The sequence below is a fragment of the Metabacillus sp. 113a genome, from assembly GCF_050107635.1.
Lineage (GTDB): Bacteria > Bacillota > Bacilli > Bacillales > Bacillaceae > Metabacillus_B.
Map to the genome: position 1 here is coordinate 1 of NZ_JBNILJ010000029.1, position 16,971 is coordinate 16,971.

14 protein-coding genes, 11 tRNA genes and 1 rRNA gene are annotated in these 16,971 nt (G+C 44.4%); 5 read left to right on the forward strand and 21 right to left on the reverse strand.

Annotated features, from left to right (window positions below):
* Positions 1–759 precede the first annotated feature (759 nt).
* The 3 genes from ACQCVE_RS19365 (at position 760) to ACQCVE_RS19375 (ending at position 3,652) form a co-directional block, all read left to right on the forward strand.
* Positions 760–1,017, forward strand: a complete 258-nt coding sequence (locus ACQCVE_RS19365; protein WP_426845518.1) for a general stress protein — start codon at positions 760–762, stop codon at positions 1,015–1,017.
* A 146-nt stretch (positions 1,018–1,163) separates the two neighbouring features.
* Positions 1,164–2,081 carry a GvpT/GvpP family gas vesicle accessory protein gene (gvpT, locus tag ACQCVE_RS19370; RefSeq protein WP_426863661.1) on the forward strand — a complete coding sequence of 306 codons (918 nt, stop codon included), beginning with the start codon at positions 1,164–1,166 and terminating at the stop codon, positions 2,079–2,081.
* Between the two features lie 275 nt (positions 2,082–2,356).
* Positions 2,357–3,652: a DUF5068 domain-containing protein gene (locus ACQCVE_RS19375; protein ID WP_426863662.1), complete on the forward strand. Its 1,296-nt coding sequence runs from the start codon at positions 2,357–2,359 to the stop codon at positions 3,650–3,652.
* Positions 3,653–3,745: 93 nt separating this feature from the next.
* Here the strand turns inward: ACQCVE_RS19375 and ACQCVE_RS19380 are convergent, their stop codons facing one another.
* Positions 3,746–3,925, reverse strand: a complete 180-nt coding sequence (locus ACQCVE_RS19380) for a hypothetical protein (protein WP_426845523.1) — start codon at positions 3,923–3,925, stop codon at positions 3,746–3,748.
* A 293-nt stretch (positions 3,926–4,218) separates the two neighbouring features.
* Positions 4,219–4,641, reverse strand: coding sequence for a YbaN family protein (locus ACQCVE_RS19385; protein WP_426845525.1), 423 nt, complete (start codon positions 4,639–4,641; stop codon positions 4,219–4,221).
* Positions 4,642–5,323: 682 nt separating this feature from the next.
* Between ACQCVE_RS19385 and ACQCVE_RS19390 the strand changes: the two genes are divergently transcribed.
* Both ACQCVE_RS19390 and ACQCVE_RS19395 read left to right on the forward strand, forming a co-directional pair.
* Positions 5,324–5,800, forward strand: a complete 477-nt coding sequence (locus ACQCVE_RS19390; protein WP_426863663.1) for a DUF2975 domain-containing protein — start codon at positions 5,324–5,326, stop codon at positions 5,798–5,800.
* A gap of 9 nt (positions 5,801–5,809) precedes the next feature.
* Positions 5,810–6,019 carry a helix-turn-helix domain-containing protein gene (locus ACQCVE_RS19395; protein ID WP_155113881.1) on the forward strand — a complete coding sequence of 70 codons (210 nt, stop codon included), beginning with the start codon at positions 5,810–5,812 and terminating at the stop codon, positions 6,017–6,019.
* A gap of 513 nt (positions 6,020–6,532) precedes the next feature.
* Here the strand turns inward: ACQCVE_RS19395 and glmS are convergent.
* The 19 genes from glmS to rrf form a co-directional block, all read right to left on the reverse strand.
* A complete protein-coding gene (gene glmS, locus ACQCVE_RS19400; protein ID WP_426845563.1) occupies positions 6,533–8,335 on the reverse strand; it encodes a glutamine--fructose-6-phosphate transaminase (isomerizing) in 1,803 nt (600 codons plus the stop codon).
* Positions 8,336–8,973: 638 nt separating this feature from the next.
* A complete protein-coding gene (gene glmM / locus ACQCVE_RS19405; protein ID WP_426845565.1) occupies positions 8,974–10,320 on the reverse strand; it encodes a phosphoglucosamine mutase in 1,347 nt (448 codons plus the stop codon).
* Positions 10,321–10,346: 26 nt separating this feature from the next.
* Positions 10,347–11,642 (reverse strand): CdaR family protein, encoded by a 1,296-nt coding sequence (locus ACQCVE_RS19410; protein WP_426845567.1) that lies wholly within the window; start codon positions 11,640–11,642, stop codon positions 10,347–10,349.
* Positions 11,635–12,462, reverse strand: coding sequence for a diadenylate cyclase CdaA (gene cdaA, locus ACQCVE_RS19415; protein ID WP_426863664.1), 828 nt, complete (start codon positions 12,460–12,462; stop codon positions 11,635–11,637). Before cdaA ends, ACQCVE_RS19410 begins: the two co-directional genes overlap by 8 nt.
* A gap of 246 nt (positions 12,463–12,708) precedes the next feature.
* The gene (locus tag ACQCVE_RS19420) at positions 12,709–13,320 is read right to left on the reverse strand and encodes a zf-HC2 domain-containing protein (RefSeq protein WP_426845571.1); all 612 of its coding nucleotides are present in this window, start codon (positions 13,318–13,320) and stop codon (positions 12,709–12,711) included.
* Positions 13,321–13,337: 17 nt separating this feature from the next.
* Positions 13,338–13,901 carry an RNA polymerase sigma factor SigW gene (gene sigW, locus ACQCVE_RS19425; RefSeq protein WP_426845573.1) on the reverse strand — a complete coding sequence of 188 codons (564 nt, stop codon included), beginning with the start codon at positions 13,899–13,901 and terminating at the stop codon, positions 13,338–13,340.
* A gap of 263 nt (positions 13,902–14,164) precedes the next feature.
* Positions 14,165–15,070 (reverse strand): arginase, encoded by a 906-nt coding sequence (gene rocF, locus ACQCVE_RS19430; protein ID WP_426845575.1) that lies wholly within the window; start codon positions 15,068–15,070, stop codon positions 14,165–14,167.
* Between the two features lie 165 nt (positions 15,071–15,235).
* Positions 15,236–15,311: transfer RNA gene (locus ACQCVE_RS19435), tRNA-Ala, on the reverse strand.
* A gap of 10 nt (positions 15,312–15,321) precedes the next feature.
* A tRNA-Gly gene (locus ACQCVE_RS19440) sits at positions 15,322–15,396 on the reverse strand.
* Between the two features lie 31 nt (positions 15,397–15,427).
* A tRNA-Leu gene (locus tag ACQCVE_RS19445) sits at positions 15,428–15,509 on the reverse strand.
* 15 nt (positions 15,510–15,524) lie between these two features.
* A tRNA-Lys gene (locus tag ACQCVE_RS19450) sits at positions 15,525–15,600 on the reverse strand.
* A 3-nt stretch (positions 15,601–15,603) separates the two neighbouring features.
* Positions 15,604–15,678: transfer RNA gene (locus ACQCVE_RS19455), tRNA-Gln, on the reverse strand.
* A gap of 69 nt (positions 15,679–15,747) precedes the next feature.
* Positions 15,748–15,831: transfer RNA gene (locus tag ACQCVE_RS19460), tRNA-Tyr, on the reverse strand.
* 17 nt (positions 15,832–15,848) lie between these two features.
* A tRNA-Thr gene (locus tag ACQCVE_RS19465) sits at positions 15,849–15,921 on the reverse strand.
* 32 nt (positions 15,922–15,953) lie between these two features.
* A tRNA-Val gene (locus ACQCVE_RS19470) sits at positions 15,954–16,029 on the reverse strand.
* A 569-nt stretch (positions 16,030–16,598) separates the two neighbouring features.
* Positions 16,599–16,673, reverse strand: a tRNA-Glu gene (locus ACQCVE_RS19475).
* A gap of 14 nt (positions 16,674–16,687) precedes the next feature.
* Positions 16,688–16,760: transfer RNA gene (locus ACQCVE_RS19480), tRNA-Thr, on the reverse strand.
* Position 16,761: 1 nt separating this feature from the next.
* Positions 16,762–16,836, reverse strand: a tRNA-Asn gene (locus ACQCVE_RS19485).
* An 8-nt stretch (positions 16,837–16,844) separates the two neighbouring features.
* Positions 16,845–16,960: ribosomal RNA gene (rrf, locus tag ACQCVE_RS19490) — 5S ribosomal RNA — on the reverse strand.
* Positions 16,961–16,971: the final 11 nt, after the last annotated feature.

Consider the following 16,971-nt stretch of genomic DNA (forward strand, 5'->3'; position numbering starts at 1 on the left):
TCCACATTTAGGGTAAGATTAATCTGGGTCATATTCATCCTCCATTACATTTTTTCTTGGTCGAAAACATTGTAACATGAGGGTGATATGACCCTTTTTCTATTTACACAATTATATGGACTTTACCGTGAATAATTAGGATATCGACCGAAATTTCATTATATCGACCGTTCCTGATCATATTTCGACCGATTTTTTCAGATATCGGCCGAAATTTTATTATATCGACCGTATCTCTCGTGATATCGACTTTTCGACAAAGTTTGCTAAATTTCTCCTCATGGGACCTTAACTTCACCCGCTCTTTTTCATAGGGGAACACATGAATAAGAAACATGACTTTGTCGCGAAGAAGGGTGTCATAACTTTTTTTGTATCCGGTTTGCGCTATTGTGCATTTTCTGCCTTTGGTCGAACCTTTATTTGATCTCATCACCGCAATCCGCTTTTGATAGGTCCAGACAGCTGAATACGGCCAAAACCCAAGCAGAGGCTGCCATTGCAGTGCCCCATTATCATCGAAACACCGCTGAGCTTGTCTATTGCACCTATGGGCTGAGTAAATCCCGATCGGGAATACTGCGGGCAGGATGAAGTCTTTCCCCAATCAGTTTAGCACAGCTGAATTCTTCGACTAGGAATAGCCCCAACTCTCACCCTCCTTTTTCCCCTGTACCCGCAGGTTCTTTTATAAAAAGGAAAGGACTTTGTCCTCATTTCTATCATTCATGTACTCTAAATACTGCTTTAATGGTTTACATGCGAGGCATTCGGGAAACTCTTTTTCAGGAGGCGATAATAACGAGCCCAAAACTCAAGCTATTCCATATTGATGAACATTTGAAAGAGGCAATCGATTTAATTCGGAATGACGGGGTCCGTGATGAGGACATCTATATCCTCTCTCACGGCAATGACCTTGTTAGACGCTCTCGAAAAGAAACGGATGCAAATATAGCAGGTGTGCACGTAACCGATCTTGGCACCGTACGAAAATATATTCCGCAGCAAAGATGACAAGCTTGTCGTATTGCTTTGATACAGTAATGGCAGAGCAGCTGGAAGAAGAGCTGGAAAAGGAAAGACGCTTTTAATTGTAACCAGCACAGATGAAGCTGCATTTTAAGCGAATAAGGTTTAGCAAACAAACGGAGGCGAATACAATGGATAAATCAAAACTTGCTAAAAACATGTTTAAGGGCGGCACCGTTAAGCGGACAGTCGCCGGGGGAATCCTTGGAGCAACAGTTGGCTACTTTGCAACTCCCGAGCGAAGCAAAAAACTTATCGCTCTTATGGGAAATGAAGCACTTAAAAATGCTGGAATCAATACAGATGTCAGCCAAGTTACGAAAAAGCTTGAAGGCGCAGGCGAAAAATCAAGAAAAGCACTCGGCAAGCTCAACTTTATGAAAAAACGCAAAAAGAACAAGAATGAAACCCCTGAAGCTGCTGATGAAAAAGAAATGAGCTCAGAGGATGAGCATCAGGATACCAAAAACCAAAGCGCACATGACCAAAACCAAGAAGAATACAATGAGCTAAAAGAAGAAAAGAAAAGGCTTCAGGAACAAATGAAAGCACTTGAAGAAAAAATGGAAACGTACAGCAATGAAACACCTGAGGATGAAGACGAGGAAGAAGAGGAATACACCAGACACCAAGAAGAAAGCATCCAGGCCACTGAAAATGATGGAGAAACTGATCAGGACCATGAGGATGAAGAGGAGCAGCAGGACGAGTTAGATGAAGTGAACAGCGAGGAAGAAGATCAGCAAAAGCATGAAATACAAGATGAGAACAAGTCTGAGAAGGACGAACAAGCTGAGGAAGAAGAACCGAAAAATGAAGAGCAGGACCAAGAATCAGAAGAACGAGAAGAGCCAAAAAACGATGCTGAAAAGGAGCAGGAAGAGCCTAAAAGCAAAAGAAGAAAATCTCCTGCCCCCCGCAGCAGCAAAAGCCAGACCAATCAGGAACAAAATCATGAAAGCAGCCCGGAGGAAGACGCAGATGGTGAAGATGAGGATCAATCCGATACCGTCCTTTCCAGCAACGATGATACGTCGAGAACGGGATAAAGTTCTGACACTGCCTGAGACTCCTATTGGAGATCAGGTTTTTTTTTCGCTAATCGTTATTTCAAGACTCTAAAATCCTATCAAAGCATCCTGCGGGATGCTTTTTCTATGTTAATCAAACATTACCAGGTCATTGCTGTACAAATATATAGCCCTTAAAAGAATATTCGCCTGCATTTTAAAATAAAGGTTTGAAAAATCCTAAATAAGGAAATTAAAGAAAAGTATTCTTATATATGGAAAAAACCGTAAAACAAGAAAGGGAAGTGGTTTATGTGACAACTGCAAAATTATTCGTTTTATCAACTATGGTTTCTACCGCGCTTTTGCTGAGTGCGTGCGGGAACAAAGAGGAAACCTCTGCTGAAAAAAAAGAAGAAAAGCCTAAATCAGAAGAGGCTGCTGCTTCGGCACCAGAAGAAAACAAGGAAGCTGAAGCTCCAGCAGAAGAAACTCCGGAAGAAGCGCCGGCTGAAGAAGCGGAGCCCGAAGTAAAAGATGGGGAAATGCTGAATACATACATTGAAGAGGACACAGGCGGTAAAGCGGAAGTTTTATACACCAACCCGGATCCCGGCTATGAAGCAGAAGGCAACGGGTTTAAAGTAACATTCGATGGATACCAGATTGTAAAGGTGACGGATGCGGATCAGAATACTTCCATTCGATTTGATGATTCGCCGACCGGATATGTCATTACCGCACAAGTAACCGTAGATAATCAGTCTGGAAAGCCTGTTTTTTATGGCGGCTCTGCCAACATTCGCCTGCAAGATGAATTCACCTTTGTGAGTTCAAGCCTGAGCAATTTTATTAAAGACGGCGAGGGACTGCGTCCGAAAGGATTTAAGCCTGGAGAGAGCGGCACTATGAACAAATATGAAGACGGGGAGAAGGCTTCTGGTTTTGTCACTTTCGCGATGAGTCCTGCAGAGTTTGAAATGATGAACTCAGTTAAACCGAAATTTGTCATCGAGTCTTCCGCTTCTCCAAGTGAGGATTATAACGGAGCTTCCACTTTCATGGAGGAAAAGATTTTTGAATTCACCTACAGTGATGATCAGGCTGCAGCATCTGAGAAAGACGTAAAATTTTATCCTGACTTAATGACCGTTAACAACCTGGCTGACAAGGAAATGATTTTTGAAAAGACAGGCATTAATAAAACGGAAAAGGTTGGAGACGCAGAAATCACCATTGAAGGCGTCCAATATACGAATGTTAAGCCGACAGCCGGAAACGAAGAACGATTCGGAGAGGAACCGCTCGTTGCGCTGACAGTCAAAATGAAGGTAAAAAACAATTCTGACCAGACCATTCAGCTCAATAACCTATCATCTAAGGTCACCATAGATGAAGACCGCGGTTATTCGTTAAACAATCCATTCGCAGAACCGGATGACCCTCAAGAGGCAAAGCCAGGGGAAGAGAAAGAAAAGTACTCGGTCTTCCTGTTCCGTGCAGATGAGTTTGAACTGTACAAGAAATTTGATATGGAAGTCGGACCCTTCTTTGGAGGGAAAGAGTACCTATTTAATGAAAAGACGGCTACATTCTCACTGCCAAGGTAAATAGCGATCCCCCCTTTGGAGCGTTTCAAACGTTCTAAAGGGGGTTTTTACTAGTTGGATATTTCTTTAGGACGGAAGGAATACCAGCCGCTATTAATGACGTTTTCTATTCGCTATGAATTCTCTGCTGTAAGCAGCTACGCCAATGAAGAACAAAACATTCGAGAACATGATGACAAACCCATTCAATTGCCCATCAAAAATCGTAACGTTTATTAAAGTCATGGTGTGCATAATGATGATGACAGCTGTCAAAACCGTGATCGTTTTCACTTTGTATTCAACTCCTTTAGCGGTATTCTTCTATTTCTCTTTACCCCTTGCCCGCTGGAACTGTATAGATGTAAACGAATCCCCTTTCGCCCATCCGGCTTTGTTAAAGCTGGCGTTCATACAGGGATGCTGCGCTGAATACGTCCCCTCTTTTATTCAAACGTTTGTTTAAAAATGGAGCACTCCGTTTTTGTTATTCACAGCTTCACGTTTCTCCATTTAAAAAACCTCTTTACCTTAATGGTGAAAGAGGCTTCCCACTGCTCTTTAACGTTCCTCGGCATATTTCACCATCAAGTTCCGGTACTCTTAGAATCCATGCTTTCCTCAGTATTCGGATGAATCGTCTTAATCTTATATATGAAATAATAATGTTTATAGAGAGCGAGAATAACGAGAACAATTTGCACGACAAGGATATTCACATATAGAACCGAAGCAAGAATAAAACTATCTGCGATCAGATTAATCCTGATTTTCTCGGCCCGCTTCATCCCTCTTTTCTGCAGGAAGGCCAACACATATTTTTTATAAACCCAGGTGTTTTTAAACCACCGGTCCACCCTCTTCGAACTCTTCGCAAAGCAGAAAGCCGCAAGTAAATAAAACGGGCCGCCTGGCAGAACAGGCAGGAACGTTCCTGCAATCCCGATAACGAGGGCGACCGATCCGATTGAAACCAACAGGATGGTTTTTAACATTTTAATAGCGTTCATGTGATCTCCCCTGCCGTTTAATCATATTCCCTGTCTTCACTTTATCAAAGAAAGCCGAATCCTCCAAAGCTTATACATGGTTAAAAATATGGAAATTCAGTGACTTTATATGTTTATGCCAGTCCTTTTGTTTCAGAAACTAAAAAAAGAACGAATCTTAGAGACTCGTTCGGATTAGATTCTTGCCAAGGAATGACTTAATTTTGCTGGTACGACTTTAAAAAGGAGAGCTGCATCTGATTCTCATAAAAAACGCAGATCGATTCGGTCACTTTAGATCCGTTCGTTTGGCTATAAAATAACTTCATTAGACCGCTATAATCCATTCCTTTGTTTTCAAATCAATTCTCTTTAGGATTGATTCAACTGCTCACTGCTAATCTAAAGGTATATAGAATAAACTGTTTTGCTTTCCTCTGCTACATTCTCTTAATCGAAACAGTAAAATCCTTCTTCATCGTTTCAAGCAAATTCTACTCCGGATTCATAACAAGTCCAGCCGAATAGCTATGCTGATCATAGAACATCGACTTCCCCGCTTTCAAGCGTGACGGCTATTTTTCTTCTCATATTAATAAAGGATTTGCATTAACAACAAGAATTCAATAATAAATAATAAATATTTATTGATAAACAACAAATAATACACTATAATTAACAAAAAATGGAGGAGGGATTGCTTGTGAAACCACATAAAACCACTTTTTTAAAAGGAACGATCTTTATCATCGGTCTTACCATACTTTCATCATGTATATTTTTCTTACCGAACCTGGCGAGAGAGACTGCAGTGACGAACCCTGAGTATGCTTATTTGAAAATGCCGCTTCTGATGGGATTATATCTAACAGCCATACCATTTTTCCTGGCTTTGTACCAAGCCTTAAAAATTTTAAATTATATAAAAGGTAAGGATGCCTTTACCGATTTATCAGTACGATCTCTGGGATATATAAGGAATTGCGCGATAGCTATTATCGTTTTATATATAATAGGGATAGTTTTGCTGGCCGTACTAAATGTTTTACACCCCGGGCTCGCCCTTGTTGGGCTGGTCATCATTTTTGCTTCACTTGTGATTGCCGTTTTTTCTGCCATTCTCCAAGAACTTTTAAGACGCGCAATCGAAATGAAATCGGAAAATGAGTTAACGGTATGAGGTGCTAATATGGCGATAATCATTAACATTGATGTAATGCTTGCTAAAAGAAAAATGAGTGTATCAGAACTAACGGAGAAAGTTGGAATCACAATGTCTAACCTTTCTATACTGAAAAACGGAAAGGCAAAAGCCATCAGGTTTTCCACTTTAGAAGCAATATGCAAGGCTTTGGAATGTCAGCCTGGTGATATTCTTGAATATAGAAGTGAAGATTGAACAGTTATGAAGGGAAATGGCTTGGAGAATTCTATCAGATGAACCAACTGCGTCTCGAAAGGAATGAATAAAATGGGATTCTATATCATGATCATGTCATTCATACTTGGCCTATTCTTTACCATTCTTGGTGTTTCTCGCAGGAAACGTACCTTTTTATACAGGTTTTTCATAGTGCTGGGAGTAATTCTGATTCTATTTGCTGTTTATCTAGCAAGGCCTCATTAAGAATCATAGTCATATCTAGGTCTTAAATGAGTTATATTTGGTATCTGAGTATGAATTTGCTTCTGCACCATCCTTTAAATGTTTTCTATTATAGAAACTGACCTTTTTAACACAAACTGCTCATATCTATTGTTCTATTTATATTTTTTATATAAATAAAGCCCATCTTCATTTTTGAAGATGGGCTTTATTAAAAAAACAATTCTTACTTCTAACTTATTTACTGGGCTTTATGGTGCGCCTGAGTTGTCCGCAGACAAAAGAGGTGTTCATGCAAAACAGCTCTTACTCCACCGTCACACTCTTCGCAAGGTTACGCGGCTTATCCACGTCACAGCCTCTATGCAGTGCTGCATAGTAAGCGATCAGCTGAAGCGGGATTACGGATGCAAGCGGTGATAGGGCTTCGTGTACTTCCGGAAGGACGAAACGGTCGTCTTCCTGGTCCAGTCCTTTTGCAGAGATGATGCAAGGGTTCGCTCCACGGGCAGCTACTTCCTTCACGTTACCGCGAATGCTCAGGTTTACGTGCTCCTGTGTAGCAAGCGCGATGACCGGTGTGCCTTGCTCGATCAGGGCGATCGTACCGTGTTTAAGCTCTCCTCCGGCAAAGCCTTCTGCCTGGATGTAGGAGATTTCTTTCAGCTTCAATGCGCCTTCAAGACCTACGTAGTAGTCAACCGCACGGCCGATGAAGAAGGCGTTGCGTGTTGTGGATAGGTACTCGCGTGCGATGTACTCCATCTCTTCCTTCTGGTCGCAAAGGGCTTCCATTGCATTTGCAGCGATTCCAAGCTCTTTTACAAGGTCCAGCTCGATATCGAGTCCTTTTGCTTCTGCTGTTACAGCAGCTGTGATCGCAAGAACGGCAAGCTGTGCTGTATAGGCTTTTGTTGAGGCTACTGCAATTTCAGGACCTGCGTGAAGAAGCAAGGTGAAGTCTGCTTCACGGGAAAGAGTGGATCCTGGTACGTTTGTGATCGTAAGCGCTTTGTAGCCAAGCTCTTTAATTTGGACAAGCACAGCACGGCTGTCAGCTGTTTCTCCGCTCTGGGAGATAAAAATGAACAGCGGCTTTTCAGACAGCAATGGCATGTTGTACGAGAACTCACTTGCCACGTGAACTTCTACCGGTTTCTTTGCCCATCTTTCAATGAACTGTTTGCCGACAAGACCGGCATGGTAGCTTGTTCCGCAGGCTACGATATAAATGCGGTCTGCTTCGTCGATCGCATCCGAGATGTTCTGATCAATTGTCAGCTTACCGTCTTCATTTTGATATTTTTGAACGATTTTCCGCAATACGAGCGGCTGCTCGTCAGTTTCTTTCAACATGTAGTGAGGGTATGTTCCTTTTTCGATATCGCTTGCATCAATTTCTGCTGTGTATGGAGCACGTTCAACAACTTCTCCAGTCAATGTTTTAATGACTGCCTGCTCGCGGGTCACGATGACCATTTCTTTATCCATAAGCTCAACAAACTGGTTTGTGACTTGAAGCATCGCCATTGCATCAGAAGCAATGACATTAAAGTCTTCTCCAAGACCAACTAGAAGAGGGCTTTTGTTTTTTGCTACATAAATTGTATTTGGATCTTGGTTATCAAGCAATCCGATAGCGTACGATCCTTTTAGAACGGAGAGAGTCTGGCGGAAAGCTTCTTCTACGCCTGCCCCTTTCTCCATCATTTTTTCGATAACCTGGACTACAACCTCTGTGTCTGTTTCACTTTGCAGTTCAACATCCTGAAGGTAATCTTTTTTCAGCTGTACATAGTTTTCAATGACACCGTTGTGAACCAAAGTCAGGCGTGATGATGCACTTTGATGCGGATGAGCGTTAACACGGCTTGGCTCTCCGTGAGTAGCCCAGCGTGTGTGACCGATTCCAACCGGTGCCAATACACCTGCGTCCACGATGGAACGAAGATCGGCAATGCGTCCTTTTTCTTTAAAGACCGTGACGCCTTCTTCTCCGGAAAGCGCGATCCCGGCAGAGTCGTATCCGCGGTATTCAAGCTTTTCCAGGCCTTTTAATAAAATTTCCTTTGAATCATTCTGTCCAATATAACCTACAATTCCACACATAATCGTTTTCCTCCCGCTTTTGCGAAGGGGACAGGAAAGTCTCTTATCATCGGGGACCTTCTGCTGTCCCCTCACACATGTTAGATGTTTTGTTTTAAAGGATTCGATTTGTGTCTCTCTCTTTGTCCAGAAAGTTGCCCTCCTGTTTTAAAGAAAGACTTGCGGCTGCTATCGTACAGCCGGGAGGTATCCGCCGATTCATCGATAAACCTCCTCCTCGTCAACTAAGCGATGGGCCGTCCGTGCTTAGTTCAGGCGCTTTGTCTTGCTCTGCATTCCGCTGCTTCTTATTACCCGGGACAAGAATAGCGAAACACAAGGTTTATATTACAATACATCGGAGAAAACCGTCAATCCTATTATTTCCCTACGGTTTACTCTTTACCCTCCGACCCTTTAGTATATGCGGTTAAAAAGGATCTCGTTAAGGATTGATGCAAGGTGATATTTACCCGGTTTTCATGATTTCCTAACCTGCTTTCAGCAAAAAGAGCATTTTTCCACCTGCTTTTTTTCTTCACAAGTGAAAATCATCACAGCGTGAAAGAATAAAAAAATGCTCAAAATATCACATGAAGAGAAAAGAGAAAAACGGGGCTGACAGTCAGCCCCGTTTTAATGCAAAAGGTATGTACAATTTATTCAATACCCATTTCCGTTTGGACAACTGCCACAATACGGTCCACATACTTGCGGCAAAGCTCTTCTGTTGATGCTTCTGCCATAACGCGCACAAGCGGCTCTGTGCCGGATGGACGAACGAGGATTCTACCGTTCCCGGCCATCTCCTGCTCTACTTCCGTGATGATTGCTTTTACCTTTTCATTGTCTGTTACATGGTACTTGTCCGTCACTTTTACGTTTACAAGCAGCTGAGGGAATTTTGTCATCTCTCCAGCGAGCTCAGAAAGGGTTTTTCCTGTTGCTTTTAAAATGTTAACAAGCTGGATGGCTGTAAGAAGGCCATCTCCTGTTGTGTTGTAATCAAGGAAAATGATGTGGCCGGATTGCTCGCCGCCCAGATTATAATGGTTTTTCTTCATTTCTTCTACTACATACCGGTCGCCTACCGCAGTCTGGATGCTTTGAATTTCTGATGCCTCCAGTCCTTTATAGAAACCGAGGTTGCTCATAACGGTGGATACAACGGTATCCTGATTCAACTGGCCTTGCTCCTTCAAATACTTGGCGCAGATAAACATGATTTGATCGCCGTCTACGATGCTGCCTTTCTCATCAACTGCAATCAGGCGGTCTCCGTCCCCATCAAAGGCAAGTCCGATATCGGCACCTTTTTCAAGAACAAACGCTGCCATTGCTTCAGGGTGGGTGGAACCGACACCTTCATTGATGTTAAGTCCGTTAGGAGACGTTCCCATCGTAGAAACATCCGCCTCAAGGTCAGCAAACAGATGCGTTGCAAGGGAAGAGGTTGCACCATGAGCGCAGTCAAGAGCGACATGAAGGCCTGCAAATTCTTCATCTACGGTTTGTTTAAGGAACTGAAGATATTTTTGGCCGCCTTCAAAGTAATCATTTACCTGACCAAGGTCCGCTCCAACCGGCCGTGGAAGAGAATCAGTCTCCTGGTCCATCAGGCTTTCAATTTCAAGCTCCTGCTCATCTACAAGTTTGAAGCCGTCCGGTCCGAAAAACTTGATTCCGTTGTCCTGAACGGGATTATGAGAGGCAGAAATCATGACACCTGCCTGAGCTCCTAAAGCTTTGGTTAAATAAGAAACACCTGGAGTAGAGATGACGCCTAAGCGCATAACTTCCGCTCCGATGGAAAGAAGACCGGCTACAAGCGCACCCTCCAGCATATGCCCGGATACGCGTGTATCACGGCCGATTAAAACCTTGGGACGCTCTTTATCTTTTGTCAGAACATATCCGCCAAAACGGCCGATTTTAAATGCCAATTCCGGCGTCAGCTCGCTATTGGCCACTCCTCTTACTCCATCTGTTCCAAAATACTTACCCATGTTAGATTCGCTCCTTTTTCTGTTCCTCAAGATTGAAGTGCCGAAATACGAATTGTTGCTTCTTCTTGGGGCAGTGACCATTTCACATCATTCGGTCCCTTAACCTCAACCTTAACTTTCTGTTCACCGTCTTCAAGACCGGATGCATCGACCACCAGCTCAAAGTCACCTGAAGTCACTTTGTTCAGCTGTCTCTCTAAACCCGTTACACTGATATCAAAAGCTTGATTGTCAGGATTCAGGTACTCAACTTGCTTCCCTTCATCAAGGCCAGTTGTTTGAATTGGGACGCCTTCCAGCACCTTCTCTTCTTCTTTATTTACATCTATTTTTACTTGAACCTTCTGCTCAGAAAGTCTGGTAACTCCCTCTGGCAGCGGCAGGCCCAATTCAACCACGTCGTCTTCTTTGATCTGGCTCAAATCCAGCTCCGGCCCGCTTATTTCCTCCAGTGCATCGAGAATATTCTGCGGTCCGTAAGCCGTTACTTCACTGGGGGTTATACTGATTGACCGGATCGATATGCCTTCAGGAGGCTCCCCGGTTTGTTTCAGCTTTACAGGAAGAGTCTTTTTAGGGCTTTCAACCGGCACAGTTACTTCAATGTTTCGCGGAGAGGTCTCCACTGGTAAAATATTTCCTGCTTTATCATACACAATGACCTGCGCCTGCTGAACGACTTCTTTATTTGCACCTTGTAGATTCACTCTTGCCCTTACATACGAAACCTGATCAATAATCGCTTTCGATCCTGTAATCTGAACTTTATTCGGTTTTAGAACCGGCTCCCCCGGCTTATATCCTTCGGCAATTTGTTCCTCATTGATAAAGGAGGCTTCGACTGGAAATTCTTCTGTTTCCTTCTCGTCGATTCTTATATCCGCTGTACCTGGATCAATGGCTACCTTCAGAGAGCTGTCCAGATTTCTGAATTTCAAATCCACTTCATGCTCTCCAGGTTCCAGTCCCGACAAATCCGCATAAACCTCAACGTTTTTCCGCTGCTTGGCAATGGTCACCTGGCTGGTCGGTCCGGTGATGTTCACGGCAACCGTCTCAGGAAGTCCGGAAACGACATAATTTTCATTGTCTGTCTCAGCTTTAACCGGTACATCTTCAATCGCTGCAGAGGACTCATTAGAGGCAGGCTCGTCTTCATCCGTGCCAGGCGGTTTCGGAATAATCTGGCTGCTCTGAGGTTCATTGTTCCTGATTGTGCCACCCTGGTTTGATGTCTCCGGATTGACGGAAAGATAAATCATCAGAGCAAGCAGCAAAGCGATAATCCGCATAAACCAAGTATTGTTCATCAGCTTATCCATTCTTTTTCCCCCTCCATTGCCAGCGGTTTGAGGAATCGGAACGAATCCGGCCTTGGCGGTTTGAGCTGGATGACAGAATGTTTTTCAATGCCTCTTCATCCAGGTTGCGGTGAAGCTCGCCATTTTTCGCAACCGAGATGCTTCCTGTTTCTTCAGAGACAATAATGGTTATGCTGTCTGTAACCTCGCTTATTCCAACTGCAGCCCTGTGTCTCGTTCCGAGTTCTTTTGAAATCAGCGGACTCTCTGACAGCGGCAGATAGCAGGCCGCTGCTGCGATCTGGCTTCCTCTTAAAATGACCGCTCCATCATGGAGCGGTGTGTTAGGGATAAACACATTGATCAGAAGCTCTGATGAAATGGCAGCATTCATAGGGATTCCGGTCTCAATGTAATCGCCCATGCCTGTCTCCCGTTCTAGCGTCATCAGCGCTCCGATTCGGCGCTTTGCCATATAGGAGGTAGCTTTCGTAATGTCATCCGTCAGCTTAACCCGTTCATCCTCTTCCGGCAAAGCACTCTTTGAAAACAGTCTTCCTCTCCCCAGCTGCTCCAGTGCCCTTCTCAGCTCTGGCTGAAAGATCACGATAATTGCGATAAATCCCCATGAAATCGCTTGGTCCATTAACCAGAAGATCGTATTGAGTCCCAGGAAGCCGCTTATCGTTTTGACAAGTAAAATAACGATGATCCCTTTCAAAAGCTGAACGGCTTTTGTTCCTCTAATAACCATAATCAGTTTATATATAACGAACCAAACAAGGAGAATATCTATGGCAGTGCCCAGGTACCTAAGTACAGATATATCTTCAAATGCCATGCCTGTTTCCTCCATCAAGTTCAATTAAAGTTACAGCGCAATTGTCCATTCAGGACGGGAAAAACCGCACCAAAATCCTTGCTCGTCCTCCTGTTTCTGCCGGAGGACATCCGGTGCTGCCGCTAACTACCCCATTATAGCATAATTTTTTTTTAGTAAATAAAGAAACCAAAAGGCCATCATAAAAGATGACCTTTGCATTAGTATATCTGATTTTTCCGCCTATTATCGAACAAGCCGGAAATTTTACTGAAATACATCTACTACTTCTTTTCCGAAGGATTTCATCCTGTACCATAGCCAGTCAAACAATTCATTTACCTCTTTAATATCCCCGGTGACTTCTCCGGCTGCTGCTGTGTATTCCTCTCCATTAATAATCGTCACATTTCCTTCCACTTTCCCATCAATCCGGAGCGTGCCGTTTCGTACGGTAATATCTCCTTTAATGACTTCACCTTCCGGGACGGTCACCGTGCTGTTCTGGACAATTAATTTAGGATCCTTTGTTACGCTGAACTGATGATCACCTGACCATGCCGATATCAGGCTGCCGCTCATCAGAATCATAAAAAGAGATGCTGCTATTAATAAAGGGTGGGCTTTGAACCATCTTTCAGCGCCGACTCTCTTTTTTTCTTTAGGAAGGCTCTCCATCACCCGCGCTGTAAAATTCTTTGGAGTTTCCACATGGGAAGTACTCTGCACGAAAGCCACCGTTTTTTTCAGTTCCTGGAAATGAGTTTGACAGCTGCTGCATACTTTTAGATGGATCCTTAAGTCTCTCTCTTCCTTCCCCCCGATTTCATGGTCGAGGAATTTATGCATTAAAGAAACCATTTGCTCTGAACATGCCATTTTTTCTGCACCCCACTTTATAAATGCCTTAGCTGCTTTCTAAGGGCTTCTCTTCCTCTGTGTATCCTCGTCTTAACTGTGCCGGCAGGAATCTCCAAAATCTCGCTGATTTCAAGAATGGAAAGCTCATCAATGTATTTAAGCACAATGACACTCCGATACTTTTCCGGAAGCTTCAAAATTTCTTTTTGAATCATTTCCTGAAGCTCCAGTGTCTCCACTTCCTCTTCAGGAAGGGCAATATCAGCTGCAACCTGCGAATACATTGTCAGTCCGTCCGTTCCACCAATTTCAGCGTCTAAATAATAATCCGGCTTCTTCTTTCGAATTCGGTCAATAGAGAGATTGGTGGCAATCCGGTACAGCCATGTTGAGAATTTTTTATCCAGATCATACCGGTGAATATTTACATAGGCTCTTATAAATGCTTCCTGCGCAATATCCTCAGCTTCATGCGAATTGCCCAGCATCCGGTAACAAAGGTGATAGATTTTATCCTTATAAATGTCAACAATCTCAGCAAATGCATTTTGATCGCCTTTTATAACCTCTCTTATTCTGTTCTTTACCAAAGTTTCCATCTGTTTTACCCTCTTCTCTACGCGGGTCTGTATGAATACGTTCTAAAGACCAAAAGGTTTCATTTTTTTCACATAAAATTAGTTTAACAAATAATTGGCAATCTGTAGATGAAAAGTTGCAGGAAGAGGCTGTTTAGAGGATTGCATGGAAGGGGAAGATCGAGCTGTCAGAGAAGATTAATTTTTATATCATACTTTATGGGAAACACCCGGAGCAAAACGAAAAGGAAAACTGCCGCTCCTTCTTAAGGGCGGCAGCTGGTTTACAGGAGTTTTTCCCCAAATAATGAACCCATTAGGGCAACAGCAACGGAAGCTGTTTTGTTACGTTCATCAAGAATCGGATTGACCTCTACAAATTCAGCAGATGTAATCAATTCTGATTCAGCCAGCATTTCCATGGCCAGGTGGCTCTCACGGTAGCTGATGCCCCCGATTACCGGTGTACCAACCCCTGGTGCATCATGCGGATCCAAGCCATCAAGATCCAGTGATAAATGAATGCCGTCAGTCCGTTCCTTTAAATAGTCGATCGTTTCTTCCATAACACGTGTCATCCCCATGCGGTCCACTTCATGCATCGTATAAACACGTATTCCTTTTTCTTTGATTAGTTTTCTTTCTCCTTCATCCAAGGAACGCGCCCCGATAATGACTACATTTTCTGGTTTAATTTTAGGAGAAAATCCCGCAATCCCTGTGAGCGCTTCATCCCCAATTCCAAGGCTTGCAGCCAGAGGCATGCCATGAATGTTTCCTGAAGGAGACGTATCCGCTGTATTTAAATCTCCATGAGCGTCATACCAGATAACGCCCAGATTTTGATAATTTTTTGCTAAGCCGGCCAGGGTCCCAATGGCAATGCTATGGTCACCGCCAAGGACCAAAGGAAACGACCCTGCTTTAATTGTTTCATCAACCTTTGATGCTAAAAGCTCACTTGCTTCTGATACCGCTTTCAAATTTTTCAAATTATATAGAGGTTCTTCCAATTCTTTTTCCCGTTTCCCAATGTTGATATCTCCACTGTCTTCGATGATATAGTGAAGGTGCTCAAGCCTTTCCGTAATCCCCGCATAGCGGATCGCGCTCGGACCCATGTCAACACCCCGGCGGGTCTGACCTAAATCCATCGGCACCCCGATAATATTGATTTTCTTTGCAGCCATGTGGTTTCCTCCTTTTCCCTCTGTGCTTCTATTCTACCTAGAAGGAGGCAGGTGACTCAACTCGACAATTTCATGTATAAAAATACAGATAATTCAAACTAAAACTGTAAAAGAAAACACAAAAAAAGCCTTACACCAAGTGGAAGACATTAATGGTTAAAGTATTGGTGGAGCCTAGCGGGATCGAACCGCTGACCTCCTGCGTGCAAGGCAGGCGCTCTCCCAGCTGAGCTAAGGCCCCCTAAGGGTAATGGAGCGGAAGACGGGATTCGAACCCGCGACCCCCACCTTGGCAAGGTGGTGTTCTACCACTGAACTACTTCCGCTAGTTCAAAAGGCAGGTCTCCGGAAAATAAATGCGGGTGAAGGGAGTCGAACCCCCACGCCCGAAGGCGCCAGATCCTAAGTCTGGTGCGTCTGCCAATTCCGCCACACCCGCATACAAAAATAAAAATGGTGAGCCATGAAGGACTCGAACCTTCGACCCTCTGATTAAAAGTCAGATGCTCTACCGACTGAGCTAATGGCTCGGATGGCTGGGCTAGCTGGATTCGAACCAACGCATGACGGAGTCAAAGTCCGTTGCCTTACCGCTTGGCTATAGCCCAATAATTTAGATACTCATCCTATCTTAACATGTCCAAACCATGAGGTTTTAAACCTGTCATGAAGAAAAATGGTGGAGGGGGGCAGATTCGAACTGCCGAACCCTAAGGAGCGGATTTACAGTCCGCCGCGTTTAGCCACTTCGCTACCCCTCCGTATGATTGAAAGACAGTGCCGGCAAGAGGACTTGAACCCCCAACCTACTGATTACAAGTCAGTTGCTCTACCAATTGAGCTACACCGGCGCAAATTAAAAAACAGCAAACAAAATATAGAATGGTGGAGGATGACGGGATCGAACCGCCGACCCTCTGCTTGTAAGGCAGATGCTCTCCCAGCTGAGCTAATCCTCCATATAGTTTCGGCTTGTGATGAGCGGCGCATTGCGTTGTCGCTTTCAGTCGTTCGCATCCTCACGCACTCATGTGCGCTCCGGGGCTCTCTCCTTCGGCTCCTAGCACTGCTTGCTCCTCCCAACCCTCTTACTTTCACTTTGTTGGGTGGTGGTTTCGGCTTGTGATGAGCGGCGCATTGCGTTGTCGTCTTCACTCGTTCACATCCTCATGCACGAATGTGCACTCCGGTGTTCACTCCTACGACTCCTAGCACTGCTTGCTCCTCCCAACCCTCTTACGTTCACTTTGTTGGGTGGTGATTTCGGCTTGCGATGAGCGGCGCATTGCGTTGTCGCTTTCAGTCGTTCGCATCCTCACGCACTCATGTGCGCTCCGGGGCTCTCTCCTTCGGCTCCTAGCACTGCTTGCTCCTCCCAACCCTCTTACTTTCACTTTGTTGGGTGGTGGTTTCGGCTTGTGATGAGCGGCGCATTGCGTTGTCGTCTTCACTCGTTCACATCCTCATGCACGAATGTGCACTCCGGTGTTCACTCCTTCAACTTCCGCATAGCTTGTCCGTATGTAAATGGTGACCCGTACGGGATTCGAACCCGTGTTACCGCCGTGAAAGGGCGGTGTCTTAACCGCTTGACCAACGGGCCGCATACATTAAGTAAGCTTCCAACCGGGCTCGAACCGGTGACCTCTTCCTTACCATGGAAGCACTCTACCTACTGAGCTATGGAAGCATGGCTCCGCAGGCAGGACTCGAACCTGCGACCGATCGGTTAACAGCCGATAGCTCTACCACTGAGCTACTGCGGAACAATATAACCTGGCAACATCCTACTCTCGCAGGGGGAAACCCCCAACTACCATCGGCGCTGAAGAGCTTAACTTCCGTGTTCGGTATGGGAACGGGTGTGACCTCTTTGCCATAATCACCAGATATAAGGTTGA